This window comes from Candidatus Roizmanbacteria bacterium, assembly GCA_016699265.1.
GTDB lineage: Bacteria > Patescibacteriota > Microgenomatia > UBA1406 > GWC2-37-13 > CAZLQR01.
The window spans coordinates 176,310-194,326 of record CP064967.1 but is presented as its reverse complement, the minus strand read 5'-3'; the positions used below and the strand labels follow the sequence as shown (position 1 = coordinate 194,326).

The 18,017-nt window shown below is 40.3% G+C and carries 17 protein-coding genes and 1 tRNA gene; 6 read left to right on the top strand and 12 right to left on the bottom strand.

Features of this window, described 5'->3' with window-relative positions:
• Nucleotides 1–460 precede the first annotated feature (460 nt).
• Both IPH70_01070 and IPH70_01065 read right to left on the bottom strand, forming a co-directional pair.
• Nucleotides 461–1,297: a hypothetical protein gene (locus IPH70_01070; protein QQR64110.1), complete on the bottom strand. Its 837-nt coding sequence runs from the start codon at nucleotides 1,295–1,297 to the stop codon at nucleotides 461–463.
• 6 nt (nucleotides 1,298–1,303) lie between these two features.
• On the bottom strand, nucleotides 1,304–1,864 hold the full coding sequence (locus IPH70_01065) for a YebC/PmpR family DNA-binding transcriptional regulator (GenBank protein ID QQR64109.1): 561 nt from the start codon (nucleotides 1,862–1,864) through the stop codon (nucleotides 1,304–1,306).
• A gap of 162 nt (nucleotides 1,865–2,026) precedes the next feature.
• On the opposite strand from IPH70_01065, the gene IPH70_01060 reads away from it, so the two are divergent.
• Nucleotides 2,027–2,839: a hypothetical protein gene (locus IPH70_01060; GenBank protein ID QQR64108.1), complete on the top strand. Its 813-nt coding sequence runs from the start codon at nucleotides 2,027–2,029 to the stop codon at nucleotides 2,837–2,839.
• Nucleotides 2,840–3,019: 180 nt separating this feature from the next.
• On the opposite strand, the gene IPH70_01055 is transcribed toward IPH70_01060, so the two are convergent.
• The 5 genes from IPH70_01055 to IPH70_01035 form a co-directional block, all read right to left on the bottom strand.
• The gene (locus tag IPH70_01055) at nucleotides 3,020–3,895 is read right to left on the bottom strand and encodes a hypothetical protein (protein QQR64107.1); all 876 of its coding nucleotides are present in this window, start codon (nucleotides 3,893–3,895) and stop codon (nucleotides 3,020–3,022) included.
• Between the two features lie 3 nt (nucleotides 3,896–3,898).
• Nucleotides 3,899–5,626 (bottom strand): cation:proton antiporter, encoded by a 1,728-nt coding sequence (locus IPH70_01050; protein QQR64106.1) that lies wholly within the window; start codon nucleotides 5,624–5,626, stop codon nucleotides 3,899–3,901.
• A 38-nt stretch (nucleotides 5,627–5,664) separates the two neighbouring features.
• Nucleotides 5,665–6,231 (bottom strand): hypothetical protein, encoded by a 567-nt coding sequence (locus IPH70_01045; GenBank protein ID QQR64105.1) that lies wholly within the window; start codon nucleotides 6,229–6,231, stop codon nucleotides 5,665–5,667.
• An 880-nt stretch (nucleotides 6,232–7,111) separates the two neighbouring features.
• Nucleotides 7,112–7,477: a TraR/DksA C4-type zinc finger protein gene (locus IPH70_01040; protein QQR64104.1), complete on the bottom strand. Its 366-nt coding sequence runs from the start codon at nucleotides 7,475–7,477 to the stop codon at nucleotides 7,112–7,114.
• A complete protein-coding gene (locus IPH70_01035; GenBank protein QQR64103.1) occupies nucleotides 7,416–8,234 on the bottom strand; it encodes a prolipoprotein diacylglyceryl transferase in 819 nt (272 codons plus the stop codon). The genes IPH70_01040 and IPH70_01035 overlap by 62 nt, the downstream gene beginning before the upstream one ends.
• Before the next feature lie 21 nt (nucleotides 8,235–8,255).
• On the opposite strand from IPH70_01035, the gene IPH70_01030 reads away from it, so the two are divergent.
• The gene (locus IPH70_01030; GenBank protein QQR64102.1) at nucleotides 8,256–9,881 is read left to right on the top strand and encodes a glycosyltransferase family 39 protein; all 1,626 of its coding nucleotides are present in this window, start codon (nucleotides 8,256–8,258) and stop codon (nucleotides 9,879–9,881) included.
• Between the two features lie 444 nt (nucleotides 9,882–10,325).
• Here IPH70_01030 and IPH70_01025 read toward each other — a convergent pair whose 3' ends face one another.
• Nucleotides 10,326–10,658 (bottom strand): hypothetical protein, encoded by a 333-nt coding sequence (locus IPH70_01025; GenBank protein QQR64101.1) that lies wholly within the window; start codon nucleotides 10,656–10,658, stop codon nucleotides 10,326–10,328.
• Nucleotides 10,659–11,473: 815 nt separating this feature from the next.
• On the bottom strand, nucleotides 11,474–12,511 hold the full coding sequence (locus tag IPH70_01020) for an NAD(P)-dependent oxidoreductase (protein QQR64100.1): 1,038 nt from the start codon (nucleotides 12,509–12,511) through the stop codon (nucleotides 11,474–11,476).
• Between the two features lie 23 nt (nucleotides 12,512–12,534).
• Here IPH70_01020 and IPH70_01015 point away from each other — a divergent pair, with 23 nt between their 5' ends.
• Nucleotides 12,535–13,125 carry a hypothetical protein gene (locus IPH70_01015; GenBank protein ID QQR64099.1) on the top strand — a complete coding sequence of 197 codons (591 nt, stop codon included), beginning with the start codon at nucleotides 12,535–12,537 and terminating at the stop codon, nucleotides 13,123–13,125.
• Here IPH70_01015 and IPH70_01010 read toward each other — a convergent pair.
• A complete protein-coding gene (locus tag IPH70_01010) occupies nucleotides 13,122–14,228 on the bottom strand; it encodes a CBS domain-containing protein (GenBank protein ID QQR64098.1) in 1,107 nt (368 codons plus the stop codon). The genes IPH70_01015 and IPH70_01010 overlap by 4 nt on opposite strands.
• An 18-nt stretch (nucleotides 14,229–14,246) precedes the next feature.
• Nucleotides 14,247–15,761, bottom strand: coding sequence for a leucyl aminopeptidase (locus IPH70_01005; GenBank protein QQR64097.1), 1,515 nt, complete (start codon nucleotides 15,759–15,761; stop codon nucleotides 14,247–14,249).
• Between the two features lie 188 nt (nucleotides 15,762–15,949).
• On the opposite strand from IPH70_01005, the gene IPH70_01000 reads away from it, so the two are divergent.
• A tRNA-Leu gene (locus IPH70_01000) sits at nucleotides 15,950–16,032 on the top strand.
• 125 nt (nucleotides 16,033–16,157) lie between these two features.
• Here IPH70_01000 and IPH70_00995 read toward each other — a convergent pair.
• Nucleotides 16,158–16,847, bottom strand: coding sequence for a hypothetical protein (locus tag IPH70_00995; GenBank protein QQR64096.1), 690 nt, complete (start codon nucleotides 16,845–16,847; stop codon nucleotides 16,158–16,160).
• A 124-nt stretch (nucleotides 16,848–16,971) separates the two neighbouring features.
• Here IPH70_00995 and IPH70_00990 point away from each other — a divergent pair, with 124 nt between their 5' ends.
• Together IPH70_00990 and IPH70_00985 are read left to right on the top strand one after the other, a co-directional pair.
• On the top strand, nucleotides 16,972–17,538 hold the full coding sequence (locus IPH70_00990) for a hypothetical protein (protein ID QQR64095.1): 567 nt from the start codon (nucleotides 16,972–16,974) through the stop codon (nucleotides 17,536–17,538).
• Nucleotides 17,522–18,013 (top strand): phosphatase PAP2 family protein, encoded by a 492-nt coding sequence (locus IPH70_00985; protein QQR64094.1) that lies wholly within the window; start codon nucleotides 17,522–17,524, stop codon nucleotides 18,011–18,013. The genes IPH70_00990 and IPH70_00985 overlap by 17 nt, the downstream gene beginning before the upstream one ends.
• The last annotated feature ends 4 nt before the right edge of the window (nucleotides 18,014–18,017 follow it).

Below are 18,017 nucleotides of genomic sequence, written 5' to 3'. Positions count from 1 at the left end.
TATCGCTCTATATATTACTTTTTGAAGCTAATTTCTACACTTTAGATTATCGCTCAACGTTCCACCACTACATCTGTTTTAGCGCGTCATATCAGTCTGCTAAGTCATTGCTGAGGCTAAATTATGCTATGTAGCAAATCCTCACACTGTTTGATTTGGAGTGTACTGACAGTACGTACGCCTCTTATTGAGGCTAGTTCAGCTTTAAAACACGTAACGTGGCGTGAGTTATACACAAGATGGAGTAAGTTATCCACAAATACACATACGGCGAATCAGCAGTTGTTATTTAGGCTGCTAAGACAATCTAAATTAGTTATTTCATGGCTAGTTTGTACCGTGGATACGATGATTAAATGTCTTATAGTATTATTTACGTACGTGATATTTATTATAGGATATATTCACGTCCGTAGTTCTCTTGCCCACTCCTCTACCTCGGGGTGGCCGGGTATATTTTTTACCAGCCGATTAAGGTCAATCCAGCCACAATCCAGACGAAGATTAATACGACTAGATACTCTCGGATAGTAGACCGAAAGAGCCGATTATCCAGATGCGCACTTGTTAGTCCCCCAACGCTGTAGTAAGTTGAGGCTAAAATGAGCGCAAGTACCGAACCCTGAAGGGGCATAAAAGAAAGTACTAAAGCGGTTTCACCCATCAGCAACCCCACAAACATCGCATGGTTTCGTACCTCCGTCGAAAGTGCCAGATCTAGCTTAATGGTCCAGAATAACTGGGCCGCTAAGGCAAAGGACACGATCCCCACTCCTATCGCATTAACAATGAAATATTCTCGTAAGGAAAAAATAATGTTAGAAGCAAGGAAAATAAGAAAGGTCTGGAAAAGGTAATTAACTGAGAATGCGGCCTTATAAAGCCTTAAGCTCTTCTCTACTCCGACGTTAAATATGTTTGACGTAAGAAATAGCGCATACATAGAAACAGAGTATATGAATAAATACGGCACACGTGTAAGCCACCTTACAGGAAACAGAAAGTAGAAGCTGTAACACACTACCGTGAAAATTACTGGCATGATAAACAGAGTGATCCACTCAACTTTTTCGATATCCTCAAGAAGAGAAAAGTACGTAAAGAAGTAGGAAAGTAGAATAAAAACAGGAAAGAATATCCATACAAGATCAAAGGAGAAAAAAGTTGAGACCAATAGCAATATTGTGAGCGTAACGCTACTAATCACGAACCGTATTCTTTTTTGTATCTTACCTGCCAGTCTATTAAAAAGTGGCAGTCGGATAAACTTCGGAATAATTTTCAAGAATTTTTTCATGGTTGGTTACTCTGGGAACACTGCGTTCGTAAAGACCTGTTGCACATCGTCCAATTCCTCCAATTGCTCAAGAAGTTTGATTATTTGCTCCGAGACCGCCGACTCTGCGATCTCAACATTAAAAAGTGGCGTATACTCCAATTCGGGATTGTGACTAACCTGAAAGAGGTAGGAAACTGATCCCTGAACACCTAACTTGCCTCCCGCCTTCTCTATTACTGATCTGACCTCAACTACCGTTCTGTTTGAGTTGTCTGTTGTGGCATGTACGACAAGAGCCACGCCATGTGGGCCGAACCCTTCGTACAAGACTTCTTTGAGATGCACTCTGTCAGGACCAGAACCCTTCTCAATTGCGCGAGCGATGTTGTCTTTAGGCATATTGGCAATCTTTGCCTTATCTATGGCGAGTCTAAGTTTTACATTTATATTGGGATCTGAGAATCCCCCACCCTCGATGACTGCGGAGGTAATGAGTTTAGAGATTTTTGAGAAGATTTTAGCTCTCTGCTGATCGTTGGCAGCCTTTTTATGTTTGATCTGTTTCCATTTTGAATGTCCGGCCATATATATTCGCGAATCTCGAGAATCCTGTAGCCTGTATCGCAAGGTGGTGACACAATAAATCTTGAGATACACGATTCGGGCTACACGATACACGACTATTATACTCCATCTCGAATTTAAGTTGCATTTCGAATGACAAACGGTATACTTAATTTTCATTATATGAATGAATACGACGCGCTCGAACAACAAGCTATAGATTCGGCCATAAACCTCGATTGGAAGCAGGCCATTATCACAAACAAAAAGATTCTAAAGGAAGCAAAACATGACCTCAACTGCCTACTAAGACTCGCCTTTGCGTATATGCAGTCCCGAGATTTCCTGAACGCAAAAAAAACCTATCGCCAGGTTATTAAAATCCAGTCAGAAAATCAGATCGCACATGAGCATCTTGAAAGAATCGAGATTCTCGAAAAGGAAGGAACTACTGGCCCGGTTATGCGAGCGAATAAATTCGATCCCAATCTATTCCTTGAAATTCCTGGTAAAACGCGAACGGCAACTCTCCTTAACCCTGGTCAGAAAAATATTCTTGCTCAGCTAACGGTAGGCGTTCAGGTTCTGATTAAACCAAAGAAGGTTAGAGCTGAGATTCGTACTACTCTAAATGAGTATGTAGGAGTACTTCCTGACGATCTATCAAAAAGACTTTCACTGTTCATTAAGGCTGGAAGTGAGTATAGCTGTTTCATCAAAGAAGTTTCTATTACCAAGGTTGTAATCTTTATTCGAGAGGACAAAAAAGGTAAAAAGGTAGCCAAGTTTAGTTCATTTCCAAAAAACGTACAGTCAAATATGGGACGCATGGGAACCGAGGATGACGGAAAAGTCGGCCATGAAGATGATGATGATGCTTCCGGAGATGCTATCTCAGACAACGAACTAGAGAGATTGGCAGAAAGCCTTAATCATGAAGACAAAGACTTCTTTACCTTCGCTCGAGAAGAAGACGAAGACAAAGACGAGGAATAATGCTTCGTACCATGCTTGTAAAACACTATCCTCCCCGACTTCTTAACGTATCGAGTAGTATCAAAGTCCTTCATCGATCTCTTCGCGAGTATAAATGAAGCTAGAATTATAAATATTCCTCCTATAAGTATCATGTATGGTTCTAAGTTCTAAGTTCTAAGTTCTAAGTTCTAAGTTCTATTATAGCTCCCATTCCTTTTCGACCGATCCTAGAATGAAAAGTATATCAGAGGTATCCACCTTCGCTCTTTTGACATCACAATGAAATACCGCGCTTAGGTCAACCACGGTACGAGATCTAACCGCGGTATCAGTAACTATTGTACAGTTTTTGGTCTTAACCTTTTCCTCTGAAATATCCACCACTCGAACGCCACTGCCCTCAAGTATTTTACCTATTGCAACAGCTGTATTGTAGTTATTTGTATACTTTATTTGTACGGTGAAACGTTCAGTTCTATAGGTCCTATTATAAAAGAAGCCTTTATACTCTTGACCAAACGCATCTGAGGACAGATGGATTGACTGTTGGACTTTTTTTGTTAGTAGACCGATGTCCAGATTCTGAAAAGAACTGGGCGAGGTTTGGAGAACCTGAAGGTAAAGATAGATTCGGTCTAGCAATCGAGCATTTGATTTATACATCATCAACTCTGTAAAGGAAGGAGCACGATATGTCTGCGGAGTCTCATCTGCATAGTATATTTCGGTCTTAGAGGGATAAAAGTAGTATGTCACGAATGAAGATGTAGCTACAGAAAAAGCTTTAGATAGTAATTCTGGCTTTTTCTCATAAGCAATGAGTTTTGATAAGGCTCCAATTCTGTAGGACCCATATCCGTTTGGAACCTCAACCTTAAGATCTGGACTATACCCGATATAATAATTATTGTCTCCATTATGGCTTAGAGAATAAAGCTTTGTGTCCTGACCGTATACCACGAACTGTAATCGATCGGGTGCGTGTGCGAAGAGCGATCCGCTTATTAACTTTATAAAAATAATAACTATGAAAACAATCAAAAGAAGGTAGCCGAATGAATGTTTGCGTTTCATTATCTAGAATGCCCCATGTACCAACTTTATATGTCGAATCCACTTTACGATCTCGTCCTTCGTCATTCTTTTATGAAGAAAGATTCTTCTGATCATCATAAGCGATGCCTCAAACTCAGGTAAAACAATTGTGTGGGCGCCTAGATCCTTCATCCGTTGCCTATCCCCTTCTGTGTGTACTCGACTGATTACAAGCAGGTCTTTATTGAGTTTTTTGGAATTTAAGATTATCGATTCCTGGTCCGAGCTTAGAGGCACTGCTATCACGACCGCAGCGGCAGTCTCCATCTGAGCATACCTAAGAACATCAGCGTCATTTGGATCACCATAAATAATGTTGGTCCCCTCTTTTTTATGCTTCTCAACGGTCTGAAAATTATAGTCCACTGCGATATAGGGAATATTTGCCAAGGCCAGCGCCTTTCCCACCTGTTCACCGATTCGTCCATAGCCACATATCACAATATGATTTTTGAGCAGGCTTGACTCAACCGGAGCTTCATTAAAATCAAGACGTTTTTGAATAAAGACCTCAACATAGGGTACTCGTTTCTTCAAAAATGTTCTTACTGCCAGATAGATCACGTCTCTCCTTTGAATGAGGTAAGGAGTGAGCATCAAAGTCATGAGTACCGAGGACAGAATAACTAAATATTCATCAGAGGTAAAGATCTTGTTCGAAAATGCTAAGGACAACAGAATGAATGCATTTTCACTCACCTGAAACAGAAAAAGAGACATGGAAAAAGCCATCCTTGAACTAAAACGGAAATACATAAAGATTAAGAGTAATATGAGAGCTTTAATCAGCATTAAAAGTGATCCAAAAAGTAAAATCTTGGGAAGCAGAAACAGTACCTGTGGGATCTGTACATGAGTACCAATGTACACAAAGTACACAATAGCCATTACGTCTCTGAGTGGTCGAATCTGCGCAAAGACATGGTGATGTTCGAGCGTCTGTGATACTAGTACTCCCGCAATGAAAGCACCGATCAAAACAGGTACGCCGAAGGTTGATGAAAGCGCAATTACGGCGAAGATGAAGACGAGTATAAAAAGGTTGAGTAGCTCTCTTGATACTCTCGCGATTTTATTGAAGGCAAACGGAACGATACGCTTACCCACGTAGTACATTGTGAGCAGTATTAGCGCCGCCTCAGCGATGCTGAAGGCAATTGTTTTGAACACATCGAAGCCGGATGAAGAATCACCATTAAGATAGGTAAATATTATGATAAATGGAATAAAAGCAAGATCCTGAAACATGAGAATTCCAAGCGCAACCTCTCCGAGAAATGAGTTTTCTTCCCGCTTCTCCTGAATAATCTTAGCTACGATTGTTGTTGATGAAGAGGTCAGAGCAATTCCGATCAGGAAGGACTGAATGGTATTGAAGCCAAAGAATAGGCTCAGGAATGTCACGGCACCGACAGTTATCAGTATTTGCAGCATTCCTCCTAAAACCACAAATTTTTTGAGTACGAACATCTTAGTCATGTTCAGATCAAGACCTATACTGAAAAGAAGGAGCACTATACCAAAATGTGCAAACTGAGTGACCACTTCGATAGAAACTAAATCCTTAAGAAGATTTCCTAAAACTATTCCTCCAAACAGATACCCTACGATCGGTGACAGTTTCAAACGCTTAGCAATTAATCCGAAGAAAAAGGGAACGAGCAGAAAAATAAAGTAGTTAAAAAACTGCACACCAGAAACCTCTGCCATGCATTCAATATAGCATAAACCGAGGCATGAATTACAAACTATTGATTGCGAATTTCATCCACTCCCATCTCTGTTAACTCGTGTACAAGTCCGAGGTAGTTTAAAGGTTTTAGAGAAAGCAAGGTTTTTTTAACATCTTCAGAAACGGGTAAACCGTTCACCCACAGTTTCCACTCCTTAGGTCCAATTCTTTGTCCTCTAGATAGTCCCTTTATTAGATCGTACGCATTCTCTACTCCTGCAGTTCGCAAAACTGTCTGTACTCCTTCCGTTAAGATTGCCCAGTTATGATTCAGAGCCCTCTCAATCTGCTCCTCATTGGGCTTCACCTTGCTAAGACCAAGAAGAGTATTTTTGTATGCTAATAGTTGGTATGCAAACACAGTCCCAAAATTTCTTATAACCGTGCTGTCAGATAGATCTCGTTGAAGACGCGATACTGAAAGTTTGCGTGTAAAAAATTCGATCATTGCATTAGCAAGTCCTAAATTACCCTCACTATTTTCAAAGTCGATTGGGTTCACTTTTTGTGGCATGGTGGATGACCCCACCTCTCCTTTTCTTGCCTCCTGTACAAACCAGTCATCGCTAATATACCTCCACATGTCTTGATCAAAATCTATAAAAATGTTGTTTACTCTCTGATAGGCTTGAAAGAGCGCTATAACGTCGTCGTACGGATTAATCTGAGTACTATATAGATTTGGCTCCAGTCCAAGACTACTTACGAATGCTGCAGAAAATGCTATCCAATCAACATCTGGCCTCGATAGGTGGTGTTAAAGTTTAGATTGCCGTTTAAGATCCCCCGTTAAGTTGCCTCCTTCTATCTCATCAATTTGTCTTCTAAGTCGCATTCCTGTGTGAATAAGATGAAGATCATTGGTTGGTCCTGCGGCTTATCTTGAGTTCTTAACCAACAGTTGTTGGATGCTGCATACTCCTGTATCCCTATACAAAGAGTATCTTTGTAATTATTCAACGTCGGTTGCAAATGACCTGCATCAATATTCTTCTTTCAAATAAATCGAATGACGAAAGATTGTCCCATCTCCTCATTAGATAGACCAAAATGAAGTCATCTCAGTTATGTCCTCAAGCGACTACCTACGGTAGCCCTTCTCCTAAAACGGCGATCGCTCCATTAGCCTTTCCATCATATTTGTCTCATCCCCGATTTCCTTGACTCTATAGGTTCTGTCCATTTCTCTTCGTTCTATATCATGTGGACCTAATGACTCTATGCTTTTTCGTTCTTTCTGCAGGTCTTACGACACCTATATCAGAAAGAGCACTAGATATCGTGCCTCAATCTCAACACTTTCAAATAAATTCCGGTCTCAGAAAAATTGGCGCAAGTTCTTTGAGCCATATTTTCTCTCTTCAAAGGAGACCGCAGATTGGAGAAATTGCGGAAAGTGGAGTTAGTCGTGATTTCGCTCTGGCAATCTTAGTTATTATAGAAGGATCTTTTTGCAAATGATTTTACTTATACAGCTTCTGTTCGCACTCGATACAGAAACGGGCTTCGGGGATGAGATTGATGCGTGCTACGGGAATCTGTACGCCGCATTTTTCACAAAAGCCATATCTTCCCTTTGCCATTTTTTCAAAGGCCAGCTCGATATCATGAAGTTTTCTCTGAAGATCCTTGATCTGCGCCTGAATGGTGTCATGCCCTACCTGCTCTCGAACATCGGTATCAATTGCCGCGTTATCGATGGCATGATCGGGATCCGCGAACGGATCATCTTTTTTAAGCTCCTCGACCTGATGAAGAATTTTTTCTTTATCCTTTTCGAGACGCTCCTTGTGACTTTTTATTAAATCCTTTGAAAATGTTTTTGACATATGCTTGTACTGAACTCCTGAAATAATAGATGAAGTAAGCAGAGAAAGTCAAGAGCAAGACATAAGAAACTAATGCATTAACGCTCAGTCCCTGAACTATAAAATTTGATTGCTCTTTTAGTAGATCTGCGCAAGCCACAACTAATCCCGTAAACCACAGGAAGAAATAAAGGTTTGTACCTTTGCTGAACTTACTGCGACGGATTGAGAAAAGTAGTTGGTACGCTATGAAAGCTCCAATAAAGAAAAGGAATCCTTCGTACAGCGGAGTGAGATGTCTCATTCCATCTGCGCCCACAAACTTTAGTTTAAGTAAGAAATTAGTCTTGGATCCAACCTCTACACCAGAAAAAAAAGCGCCAATCTTTCCAAATGCCAGTGCGATGAATGCTGAGGGAACAAAATAATCAATAGCTTCCGAGAACTTAATCTTAGTTCTACTCATCGAGAGGTATACCGCAACGAGGAAGCCAAACAAAAACCCGTAGAGCGAGAGCCCAGGATACCCATTAATCAATATAAACTTAAGCAAGCTCAGTCCAAACTCAGAGAAATGGAGCGCCACATAGACAATGCGTGAAACGAGAAGTCCTCCCACTAAACCTAGGAATAATTGATCAAAGATTTCTTCCTCTTTATATGATGTCAGAAGGAAGTTTTTCCACAATAAGAAGGCCGACCAGAAAAACGCCAGCACTAAAAAAACACCGAAGGTATATATTTTTATAAAAGGTAGATCGAGCAATACCGGCAACATACGTGTTATATTATAGTCAAAATGTTAGGATTGGCAATCACACTTTTAATCGGGTTTTTCCTAAGGTTAACTGGACTTAACTGGGATCAAGGAATGCATCTTCATCCGGACGAACGCATGCTCATAATGGTCTCCGACAAGATTCATTTTTTTACAAATCTCAATCCTAATTTCTTCAATTATGGTTCACTACCAATTTACCTTCTGAGTGGACTCAATCAGATTGTCAACTCACTATTCCCGACAACACTGTCATCTTATGACTCAATGCTTTATATCGGTAGGGCTCTTTCGCTACTTGCGGACATGTTAGTGATTTTCACCGTTCATAAACTGTCCTGGAAACTATTTAAAAATAGACAAATATCAATTTTAGCTCCCCTCCTCTACGCGCTTTCTTTTTTTCCCATACAGAACTCTCACTTTTTTATTGTCGACACTTTCTTAAATCTTTTTTTACTTCTAACGCTCTACGCAATATTACGATTTGTTGAACGAGAATCGAGAACGAGAGTGGCTTTGATCGCTTTTTTCTTTGCCGCCGCTCTTACAATCAAGATAACCGCGGTGATTTTTATTCCGTTTATTGGGGCTGTTATTTTATTCCAGAAAAGAAAAAGTTTAGGTAACGGCGCAGTAACATTGGTCATTTTCACGATCGAACTACTACTATTTTCATTTATACTCATGCCGTTTGCGTTTTTGGACTGGCAAAAGTTCATTGCCGATGTCTCATTACAGATTAAGCTCGCAAGCGATCCGTATGTCTTCCCGTACACACTTCAATACGTGGGAACAATCCCATACATTTACTATGTAAAAAATATATTTCTCTGGGGACTGGGACCTGTAACTTCAGTGCTTTCGATTATTGGATGCATCGCCATCATCTTAGAGTTAAAAAGCAAGTATTTGAAGCGTAAACTAAAGACTCAACATCTTCTTCTTCTAGTCTTTCTCGCTTTTTACGCATTCTATTTTGTCTCTCTTGGGAGATCTGCTGTGAAGTTCATGCGATACATGCTTCCCCTCTATCCGTTTCTCTCGATTCTTGCGGCGTATGGGCTTATGAAACTAAGCATTATTTGGAAAAAGGGAGTGATTATTGTGTTAGTCGTAGCTGCATTTTTATGGACACTCACCTTCTCTTCAATGTTTACGAAGGAACATACCAGAATCTCTGCTTCAAACTGGATTCTAAAGAATATACCGACAAATTCTGTAATCGCGGTAGAACACTGGGATGATCGCTTACCAATTTACCACTCTGAACAATATCGGTTTGAGGAACTTCAGCTCTATAACCAACCAGACAATAAGGCAAAATGGGAAATACTTAACAGACAACTTGAGAGAACTGACTACATGGTAATTGCATCAAACAGACTCTATGTGCCATTACAAAAACTAGATAACTGCGCACAATATAAAGCCTGCTACCCTATCACCTCACAGTACTATAAGAAGTTATTGGGCGGACAAAGTAACTTCAAACTTATTAAGGAGTTCGTAGTTCAACCTGAGCTCAGAATATTAAAGTGGAGTCTTCAAATTTCGGATCAATCCGCAGACGAGTCTTTCACCGTCTACGATCACCCAAAAATCCTCATCTTTCAAAATGTTAGTAAAGATAAATCTGGACTATAGGCTTAAAAGTAGCATTAGATCCTTCATATATGTATGACCCGGTGCTATGCTCTAAATGACAATGATTATATGGTGAATATGGAATTATAAGTATTGTTCTCTTTTATATTTGGAATGGAAAATTGCAGCTAACATTAACTATGTTGAACATGTGCTTTAGGAAAAAAATACATACTCGCATCACCCATAGAGCCAATAACTCCTGTAAATTTTGGTCTACCACAATAGTGTGAGTCTCATTCCTAAACGATTTTGGAACCATTCTCCAAAGCCAAAATGTTATGGCATTTGGCTCTGAACGAACCATGGAATTATATTGATCCATCTGAAACCGAAACCCCATTATTAAAAAAAAAACTTAACAAAATACATCGCAAATTTTCATATACTTACGCGATCGAATCGGAACCAAATATGTCATAAATAAGCTAAGAAATATCGGGACTACAACAATCCATCTGTGATTCGATAATCGATACTATTGAGATAGTAGCCTTTTGTCATTATAGCAATAACCATACTTTCCCAAAATCCAGAATGTAACAATACGGAAAGTTCTAAGCCTGCAAATCCTAGTAAAAAGTAACCAATTAAAACCACAAAAGCGTCTGCAAAGATTGGACTGACGAATGCTTGATTTCCTAAAGGATGAAGCAGATTACCAAAGGATCGATAAAGATCGTTATTTAGCTGCGATCGAGCGGTAGTATCTGGAATAATTCGTATATCCCCTCGGAACTGAAGCGATAAAGAAATGTGCGCATAGACAACAATCATTGTGAAAACTATCCATAACTTTTGTTTATTGCTAATATTCTTTTGATAAAGTAGATGAATCGAGACTAGCTAAGTGCAGGAAAAGCTAGTCCAGGAGTGTAGATATAAACAGTATGTAGTAATGCTATAGAGATAAATAATAATTCGATCCATCCTTTTTGGAAAAAAATAGATAAAAAATAATCCGCAGATTATGAGCGCATATGAAAATGGATAATTACTTTGCTCTGCATAGAAAACTCTTTGGTTAACAAAATAAAAAATGGTAAAACGCCGATCGTAATTGCTCCTATTACCGATAGTGCATTATTTTTTTTTCAAGAACATAGCAACTCCTTTTACAAAAATAGTCATTCCTATGAAAAATAAAGCAAACCGCCAAACTGCAAAGTAATAAAAGATCTTCCAAAAACTACAGATGGCAACGCAGGAAGTAAATATTGTCGAGCCGGATACCCAATAAAACAGTTTTCCTAAACAACCAGTCAGATTCTAGCAAATCCATGCATCATGCAACCGATTTGTTGTGTTGTTTCGTGTTGCAGTGATACTATGTTGTTAGTATAAAAGACAGTCGCTACCAAATATATAGCCAGTACCAGCAATAATAATCTAGATCTCTTGTTAAATGCTTCGTTTATTAACCATAAAACACTGTATGCTCCATAACTCAGTAATACCAGCTGCGATATTAGCCAAAATAAAGCTCCGGTAAACTGCATTTTGCCTAAATAGGGACTAACAAAATCTAAGCTGAAAACTATTGCGCAAACTCCTAGAAGAAATAGGAGAAGAAGTTTGTTCATTCAATAAATCTACAGGAATCTCTTGAAAAAACCAAGAATTCCTTGATTCCATCCGGTTGTGTGCGTTACTCCTGTCGAGTGAGACTTCACCGCTTTGTAGTTCTCGAGATACCACTTGTAGGACTTGATCAGCGCATCTGAATTTGAATACTTTGGTTTCCACCCAAGAGTCTTGATTAATTTATTGATCGATACGAACGAATCTTTATCGGCGGTTTCATACACCCACTTATAGAGTGGCGATATGTGGAGTGCTTCAAAAAAGCGGAGGGCTAACTTAAGGGGAAGTGCAGGTATTGGTAAGATTTGCGAACCAGATTTTGAAAAGGCAAAGACAGACTCAAGATCCTTCTGTACGGTTTTGTATGAGAGTGCGCCAATGTTAAAGGTATCGCTGGCTTTCTTACCTGCCTTCGTAAGTCGGTAGATCGCCTCAACTAGATCATCGACATCAAGTAGTTGATATCTGTTCTTACCCGAGCCAAAGACAGGTATCTTCTTTCCATCTTTAATCCAGTCGAACAATATTTCAAACACGCCCAGTCGATGAGTTCCTACAAAGGTCTTCGGTCGCAACACCGTTACATTCATTCCTCCATCTCGATATTTCTTACAGATAGCCTCTGCAGCGATTTTACTTTCACCGTATGGCCCTACACCATGAACTGGGTCTGTCTCGAAAATTGGATGCTTCTTTGGAATGCCATAGACTGCGGTTGAAGAGATGTAGATAATCTGGCGTACCTCTGCTCTTTTACTCGCAGATAGAATATTTTCCGTACCATCTATGTTGGTAGTATAGATGTCTTCCGCCTTCCATAATGGAAGTGCCGCTGCAGCGTGAATCACCAAATCGACACCACGCATCGCTTTGGCTACAGCCTTATTATCTCTGATATCACCATGTATGAAATTAATGTTTTTAGGGTATTCATCCTCTGGATATTCCTGAATATCAATAATTGAGATTTGGTACTTCTTTTTATGAAAATATCTTGTGAGATGAAGGCCTAAGAAACCTGAGCCGCCCGTTATTAATACTTTCATAAGAAAAGATTATATAATAACGGATGGCTAAAAAACCTCTAAAGGTTGGATTTGACCTTGATGGTGTCATTCTTTACAACCCAGTAAGAGTCCTCCGCCCCTTCTCAGCCTTTACCAGTAAGCTCCTCTTTCACAAGAAAAAAACATCCTTCTATATTCCCCGATCGCCTATTATGAAGTTCGCATGGTATCTCCTCCACAAAACGAGTTTTGTCCCAGCGCGAGGTCTCAAAGAACTTAAAAAACTTGTTGAGGACAACAAAATAGAAGCTCATCTCATAACTGCTCGTTACTCCTCTCTTACTCACGATTTTGAGAAATGGATGAAGAGCATACACGCAGATGATATATTCGCCTCACACCGTCACAACGTGAATAATGAGCAACCGCATGAGTTTAAGAAAAACACCATAGAGAAACTTGGTCTTGATGTATTTGTAGAAGATAACTGGGATATCGTGAAGGAGCTTCGACCAAAGGTCGATCGCCCTCAGGGCGACAAATCTACTAAAATCTTCTGGATTACGAACTTTCTTGACAGTAACATCACTCACGACTACAAGTTCCATAATCTTCGTGGAGCAATAAATCGATTGAAAGAAATAACGACTTAATCTTCCTTTCTGTCAGGATAGTTTAGTCCCGTTTTATCTCTTTTAATCTTCATTGACTTGAGGATTGCGGCGAGATTTTTTCCTTCTCTTTTCACTACGGTCGCCTCACCTTTTTTTGGAATGAGAGACAACATTGCATTGAAGACTCCTCCACTTTTTTCCTCTCTGACAAATAACTTTACCGACTCTACATTGGGCAGTCTGTGAGCCCAGTGCTTTAGGTTGAAAAAGAAACCGCTTAAAATATGACGGCTGTTCTCGGAAAGATCCTTTCCACTGATCTCAATCTTCTTCTCCTTTTTGCCTCTAATTAGAGCGGAAAGAAAGTCTCTTGTTGTGATTACGCCGATTGGATTTTTGTTCTCGTCAACGATCATGACACTCCCGATCTGTTTGTCGAGTATGAGCTGTAGGGCTTCGGACATGAGATGATTTGGCGACAGTACAAGTAACTGAGTCTTTGCAAAGTTGCGGACCGGCTGATTCTGAAAACTAAGTTTCAAACCTCCCTCTCGATCTCCCTTGTGAGCCTTATGTTTTGGAGCTACCAAGTTACTTATGAGATCGTAGTAGGTCAGAACTCCTTTTAACTTCATATCGCGATTGATCATTATGAGTTTTGAGATCTTTCGTGTTTTGAACAAATGAAGCGCGTTTGCAATTGTATCGGTCTCATATATGGTCAATAAGGGTTGATTTTTATCCTTCAGTCTCTCTGATATCGGCCTCTTAAACACCTGATGATCCTTGTAAAGGGTCAGTAGTCTTCTTGCAGATGTTATGCCAATAAACTCATCTTTATCATTAAAAACCGGTAGATAGTGTAACTTTGACTCAATAAATAGTTGGGCAACCTTCGATATACTGTAGTTGTTTTTAACATGTGGTGGATGAAAGAGACAGTGCGCAACCTTCGCATTTCCGGGATATGATGCGTGAATGAGTGCATGATAAGGATTAATTACGCCAACAAATTTTTTCTTATCATCGAAAATAAAGGCCGCATCATGCGAAGATGAAAGATGGGATAATGCACTGGAAAGAGAGTCATCGAGGGAAATTTTAATGATGTTCTTGGTCTTAACCGCATCTAGTAAGTTCATAATTGTATAAATTAGAAATTAGTAATTAGAAATTAGAAATTGGTAAATAGATAACACGCCCCATCCAGTCGCACCTTTGCCTAGCGCTCCCTTAGGCGCTTCGGTCCTAAAAGCTGGTCCCGCAATATCGATATGAATCCATTTTGCTTTTTCTACAAACTCCGATAAAAATACTGCGGCAGTTATTGCGCCCCCATATCTCCCTCCACCTATATTTTTGAGATCTGCAATGTCACTTTTCATTTTTTTTAAGTATGGCAGATGAAGCGGCATTTTCCAGAACTCGTCTCCCGTCTCTTTTGCTTCTTTTTCAAAAGATTGTGACAACTCATCATCATTACTGAACAATCCTGCAAGGTCATTCCCAAGAGCAACCATACATGCTCCTGTTAAAGTTGCAAGATCGATAATGACATCTGCTTTACAATGTTTCTCCGCATAGACGAGTCCATCAGCAAGCGTGAGTCTACCTTCAGCATCAGTATTCAAAACCTCGATAGTTTTACCGTTCATGGCTGTTACTATATCTCCCGGTCTAGTTGCATGACCCGATGGCATATTCTCACACGAAGGGAGAATTCCGAAAATTTCTTTTCCCGCCGTTGCTTTGGCGAAGTCGGGATTGCTCGAAAGTTCCGAGAGAATTTTGAATACTCCAAGTACAGTGGCTCCCCCTGACATATCTATCTTCATATCCTCCATTGACTCTGATGGCTTTAAAGAAAGTCCTCCCGAATCAAACATTATCGATTTTCCAACTAAAGCAATCTTTTTTCGACCAGAGGTCGATCGCCCTTTGGGGGATTTTGCACTGACGGAGGGCGAGTAATGTAAAACGATAAATTTAGGAGGAACTATGCTTCCCCGAGCGACCGAAAGATACGATCCCATGCCTAGTTTTTTACACTGCTCTTCGTCCATCACTGTAACCGAGATATTTTCCGAGCTACTTGCAATTAAGTTCGCCGTATCGACAAGAGTCTGTGTATTCGTGTGAGAGGCCGGATCATTTACGAGATCGCGTGCTAGAGCGACACCGCTTGCTAGAACAACACCAAACTCAAGACCTTTTTTAAAATCTTCAGCACCTTTCGAAACAACGAATGAAATCTGTTCAATCTTTTTAAACTTCTTCGTTTTTTCATCGGTTTTATATTTCAGAAACTGGTAAGCTCCTAGTCGGGCTCCAACCATGCAACTCGAGCCTTTGAGCTCTGGGCTAAGCTCCTCCGGAATAACGACGGCAAGAGTAGACAGATTTTTCGAGGTAGCAAAACGAACAACTGAGGCTACTGCGTTTTGCATCTTGAGCTCTGAAACGTTTTTTTTCTTACCTAGACCTGCAAATACCACTACATCATATCCATCAAGATTATCCACCGTTAGAATCTGTCCATCTGCTCCGGTGAAATCAGATCTTTTAAGCATTTCTTGAGAAGGATTATGAAGAAGTTTTTCACCCTCGTAGACGAGGTAAGAAAGCATCTCAACCTGTTTTGTAGCTGGGGTTGAGCTTAAAATCGAAGCCTTCATACCCTATCTTAATCCCGACATCTACTTACGTCAACCCCCAAAAATAATAGTGTGTCAGTTTTTAGTATTTAGTATTTAGAGCGATCTAATGCTTTATTCTAAATACTGTATAATTTAAACTACGACATAAGGGAATGTGCCTGCCGGCAGGCAGGCTGTAATGATATACGGGCTAGTCAATAGATTATGCCGAGGTGGTGGAACGGCAGACACGTAGGTCTCAAAAACCTATGACCGCAAGGTCATGAGAGTTCGATTCTCTCCCTCGGCACATTTGAAGAGGGTTTCCCGATAAGCAATCGGGATCCCGATGCTGCGGCAATCGGGGCGACTCCCTCGGTCCACCGAAGTCTTGACAAAGGCGGACCCTTCGGCCTCACTCAGAGAGTGCCAATCTCAAGATTTCTTATTTTTATTATTCAAGACCCACCACAGAACAACTCGCAGGAGTACGACTAATCCAACGAAAACAGTTATCACAAGTGAAATCGGAGGCAACGATACGTCGCCGAACCACATCTGCCAATCTTCATACGACCAAAACCCTGAATGCATCGCTCCGAGCACATAGGCGATATATCCAATACGTAGTATCGTTCTCCATCGCTGTGGCCCCAGCCACTGTCCAGCATACTTGTTTGAGACTAAAGCCATAGTAAAAAAGATCAACAAAGATATAACCGCTGGTATAAAGGCGATTAATCGATCTTTTTCGAAGTAGGTGTACCAAGCAATGTGCTTATTAAGTAAGAAAGAATAGATAGCATGCAGAGCGATCAAATAGAATCCGTTCATTCCTAGATCTCGCCTATAAACAATTTTGTCGTCTACAAAGTTGTAAAAATAACAGAGACCACTAAGTGCGAAGGATATCCCGATTAAGAACATTCCGGCATCTGCAAAAGACCTGTTCCATACGCGCAGCGAGAGCTGTTCCATCTGCATGAAGTTATACGTAAAAACAACCAAGAGAGCAAAAATGCTAAATATCGCAGCACGAAGCCCTATATGATGATATTTTGCATGCGAAACCGCAGCTTCATGATCTTTATGTGAGATATTCAAAGGAGTATAATTCCCATTCATAGACATATTAAAAATATACAGCGTTTATATACAGAATGCATTAGTAATAGAGTTATTAGAAATTATCCCGATATAACAGTCGGGATCCTCGATTCTGAAGAATCGGGAGAAATTAGAAATTGAGATGATAACTATCGTATCACTATTGAGCCTGTTCTTATCGATATCAATTGCATTCTTCGTATCCAGAAAACTATCCCCCATCCCCTACTTTCCATCAAACAAAAAAGATATTAATAAAATTGTCCTGTCGCTCCAACTCGCCAACGATCAAGTCGTGTATGATCTAGGTGCTGGAGATGGAGTCGTAATCTTCGCAGCCGCAACAGAGGCTCATCGTAAAAAACTTAATATAAAGTTTATTGCAATTGAAATTAACCCCATTCTCATCGCTGTAATCTGGCTTCGCCTTCTCATTCACCCCAATCGCAAAAATATCAAAGTGATGTATGGCGACATCTTCTCAATACGGTATACGAAATACGATATACCGTATACGAAAACCACGTTCTTCGCCTACATCTCCCCGTGGTTCCTTTCAAAAGTATTTAAAAATTGCAAATTACAATTTTCAAACCTGCCTGCCGGCAGGCATGGTTTTAAATTCGTATCGTATTTCTACCCTATCCCCAACCTCACACCTTCACGTACAATTAAGGGCGTACACCCAACATATGTTTACAGTTCTTAATCAATTTTTCCTTTTTCTTACATTTCTTGGCAACTACTCGCTTGTTTGGCTGTGTTTAGCCATGATTGCTGCCCACCGACAAAGAAATCATGCGACTCGTCTCCTTACAGGCACGGCTACTGCGGTAATTCTAAGTTTCTTAGCCACAGAAGCGCTCAAGTTCACATTCCACATGCAGCGCCCCTCATACTATCTACTTAATTCTGAGTACTGCCCAACAGATTTTTCGTTCCCCTCGGGTCACACCGCGACTTCGTTTGCAGCAGGGCTCGTACTTTCGCACCTTGATCCCAAACGAAGATGGTTTTATCTTATCCTAGCCACCCTAATCGCCTACTCTCGCATTTACCTACACTGCCACCGACCTATCGACATAATAGGTGGATTCATAGTTGGAGCGATAATCTCGGCCATAGTACTGAAAACACTTCGTACAAAGCGAGCTACCCTTGCAAAACATCGTAAAACTCATTAAAATC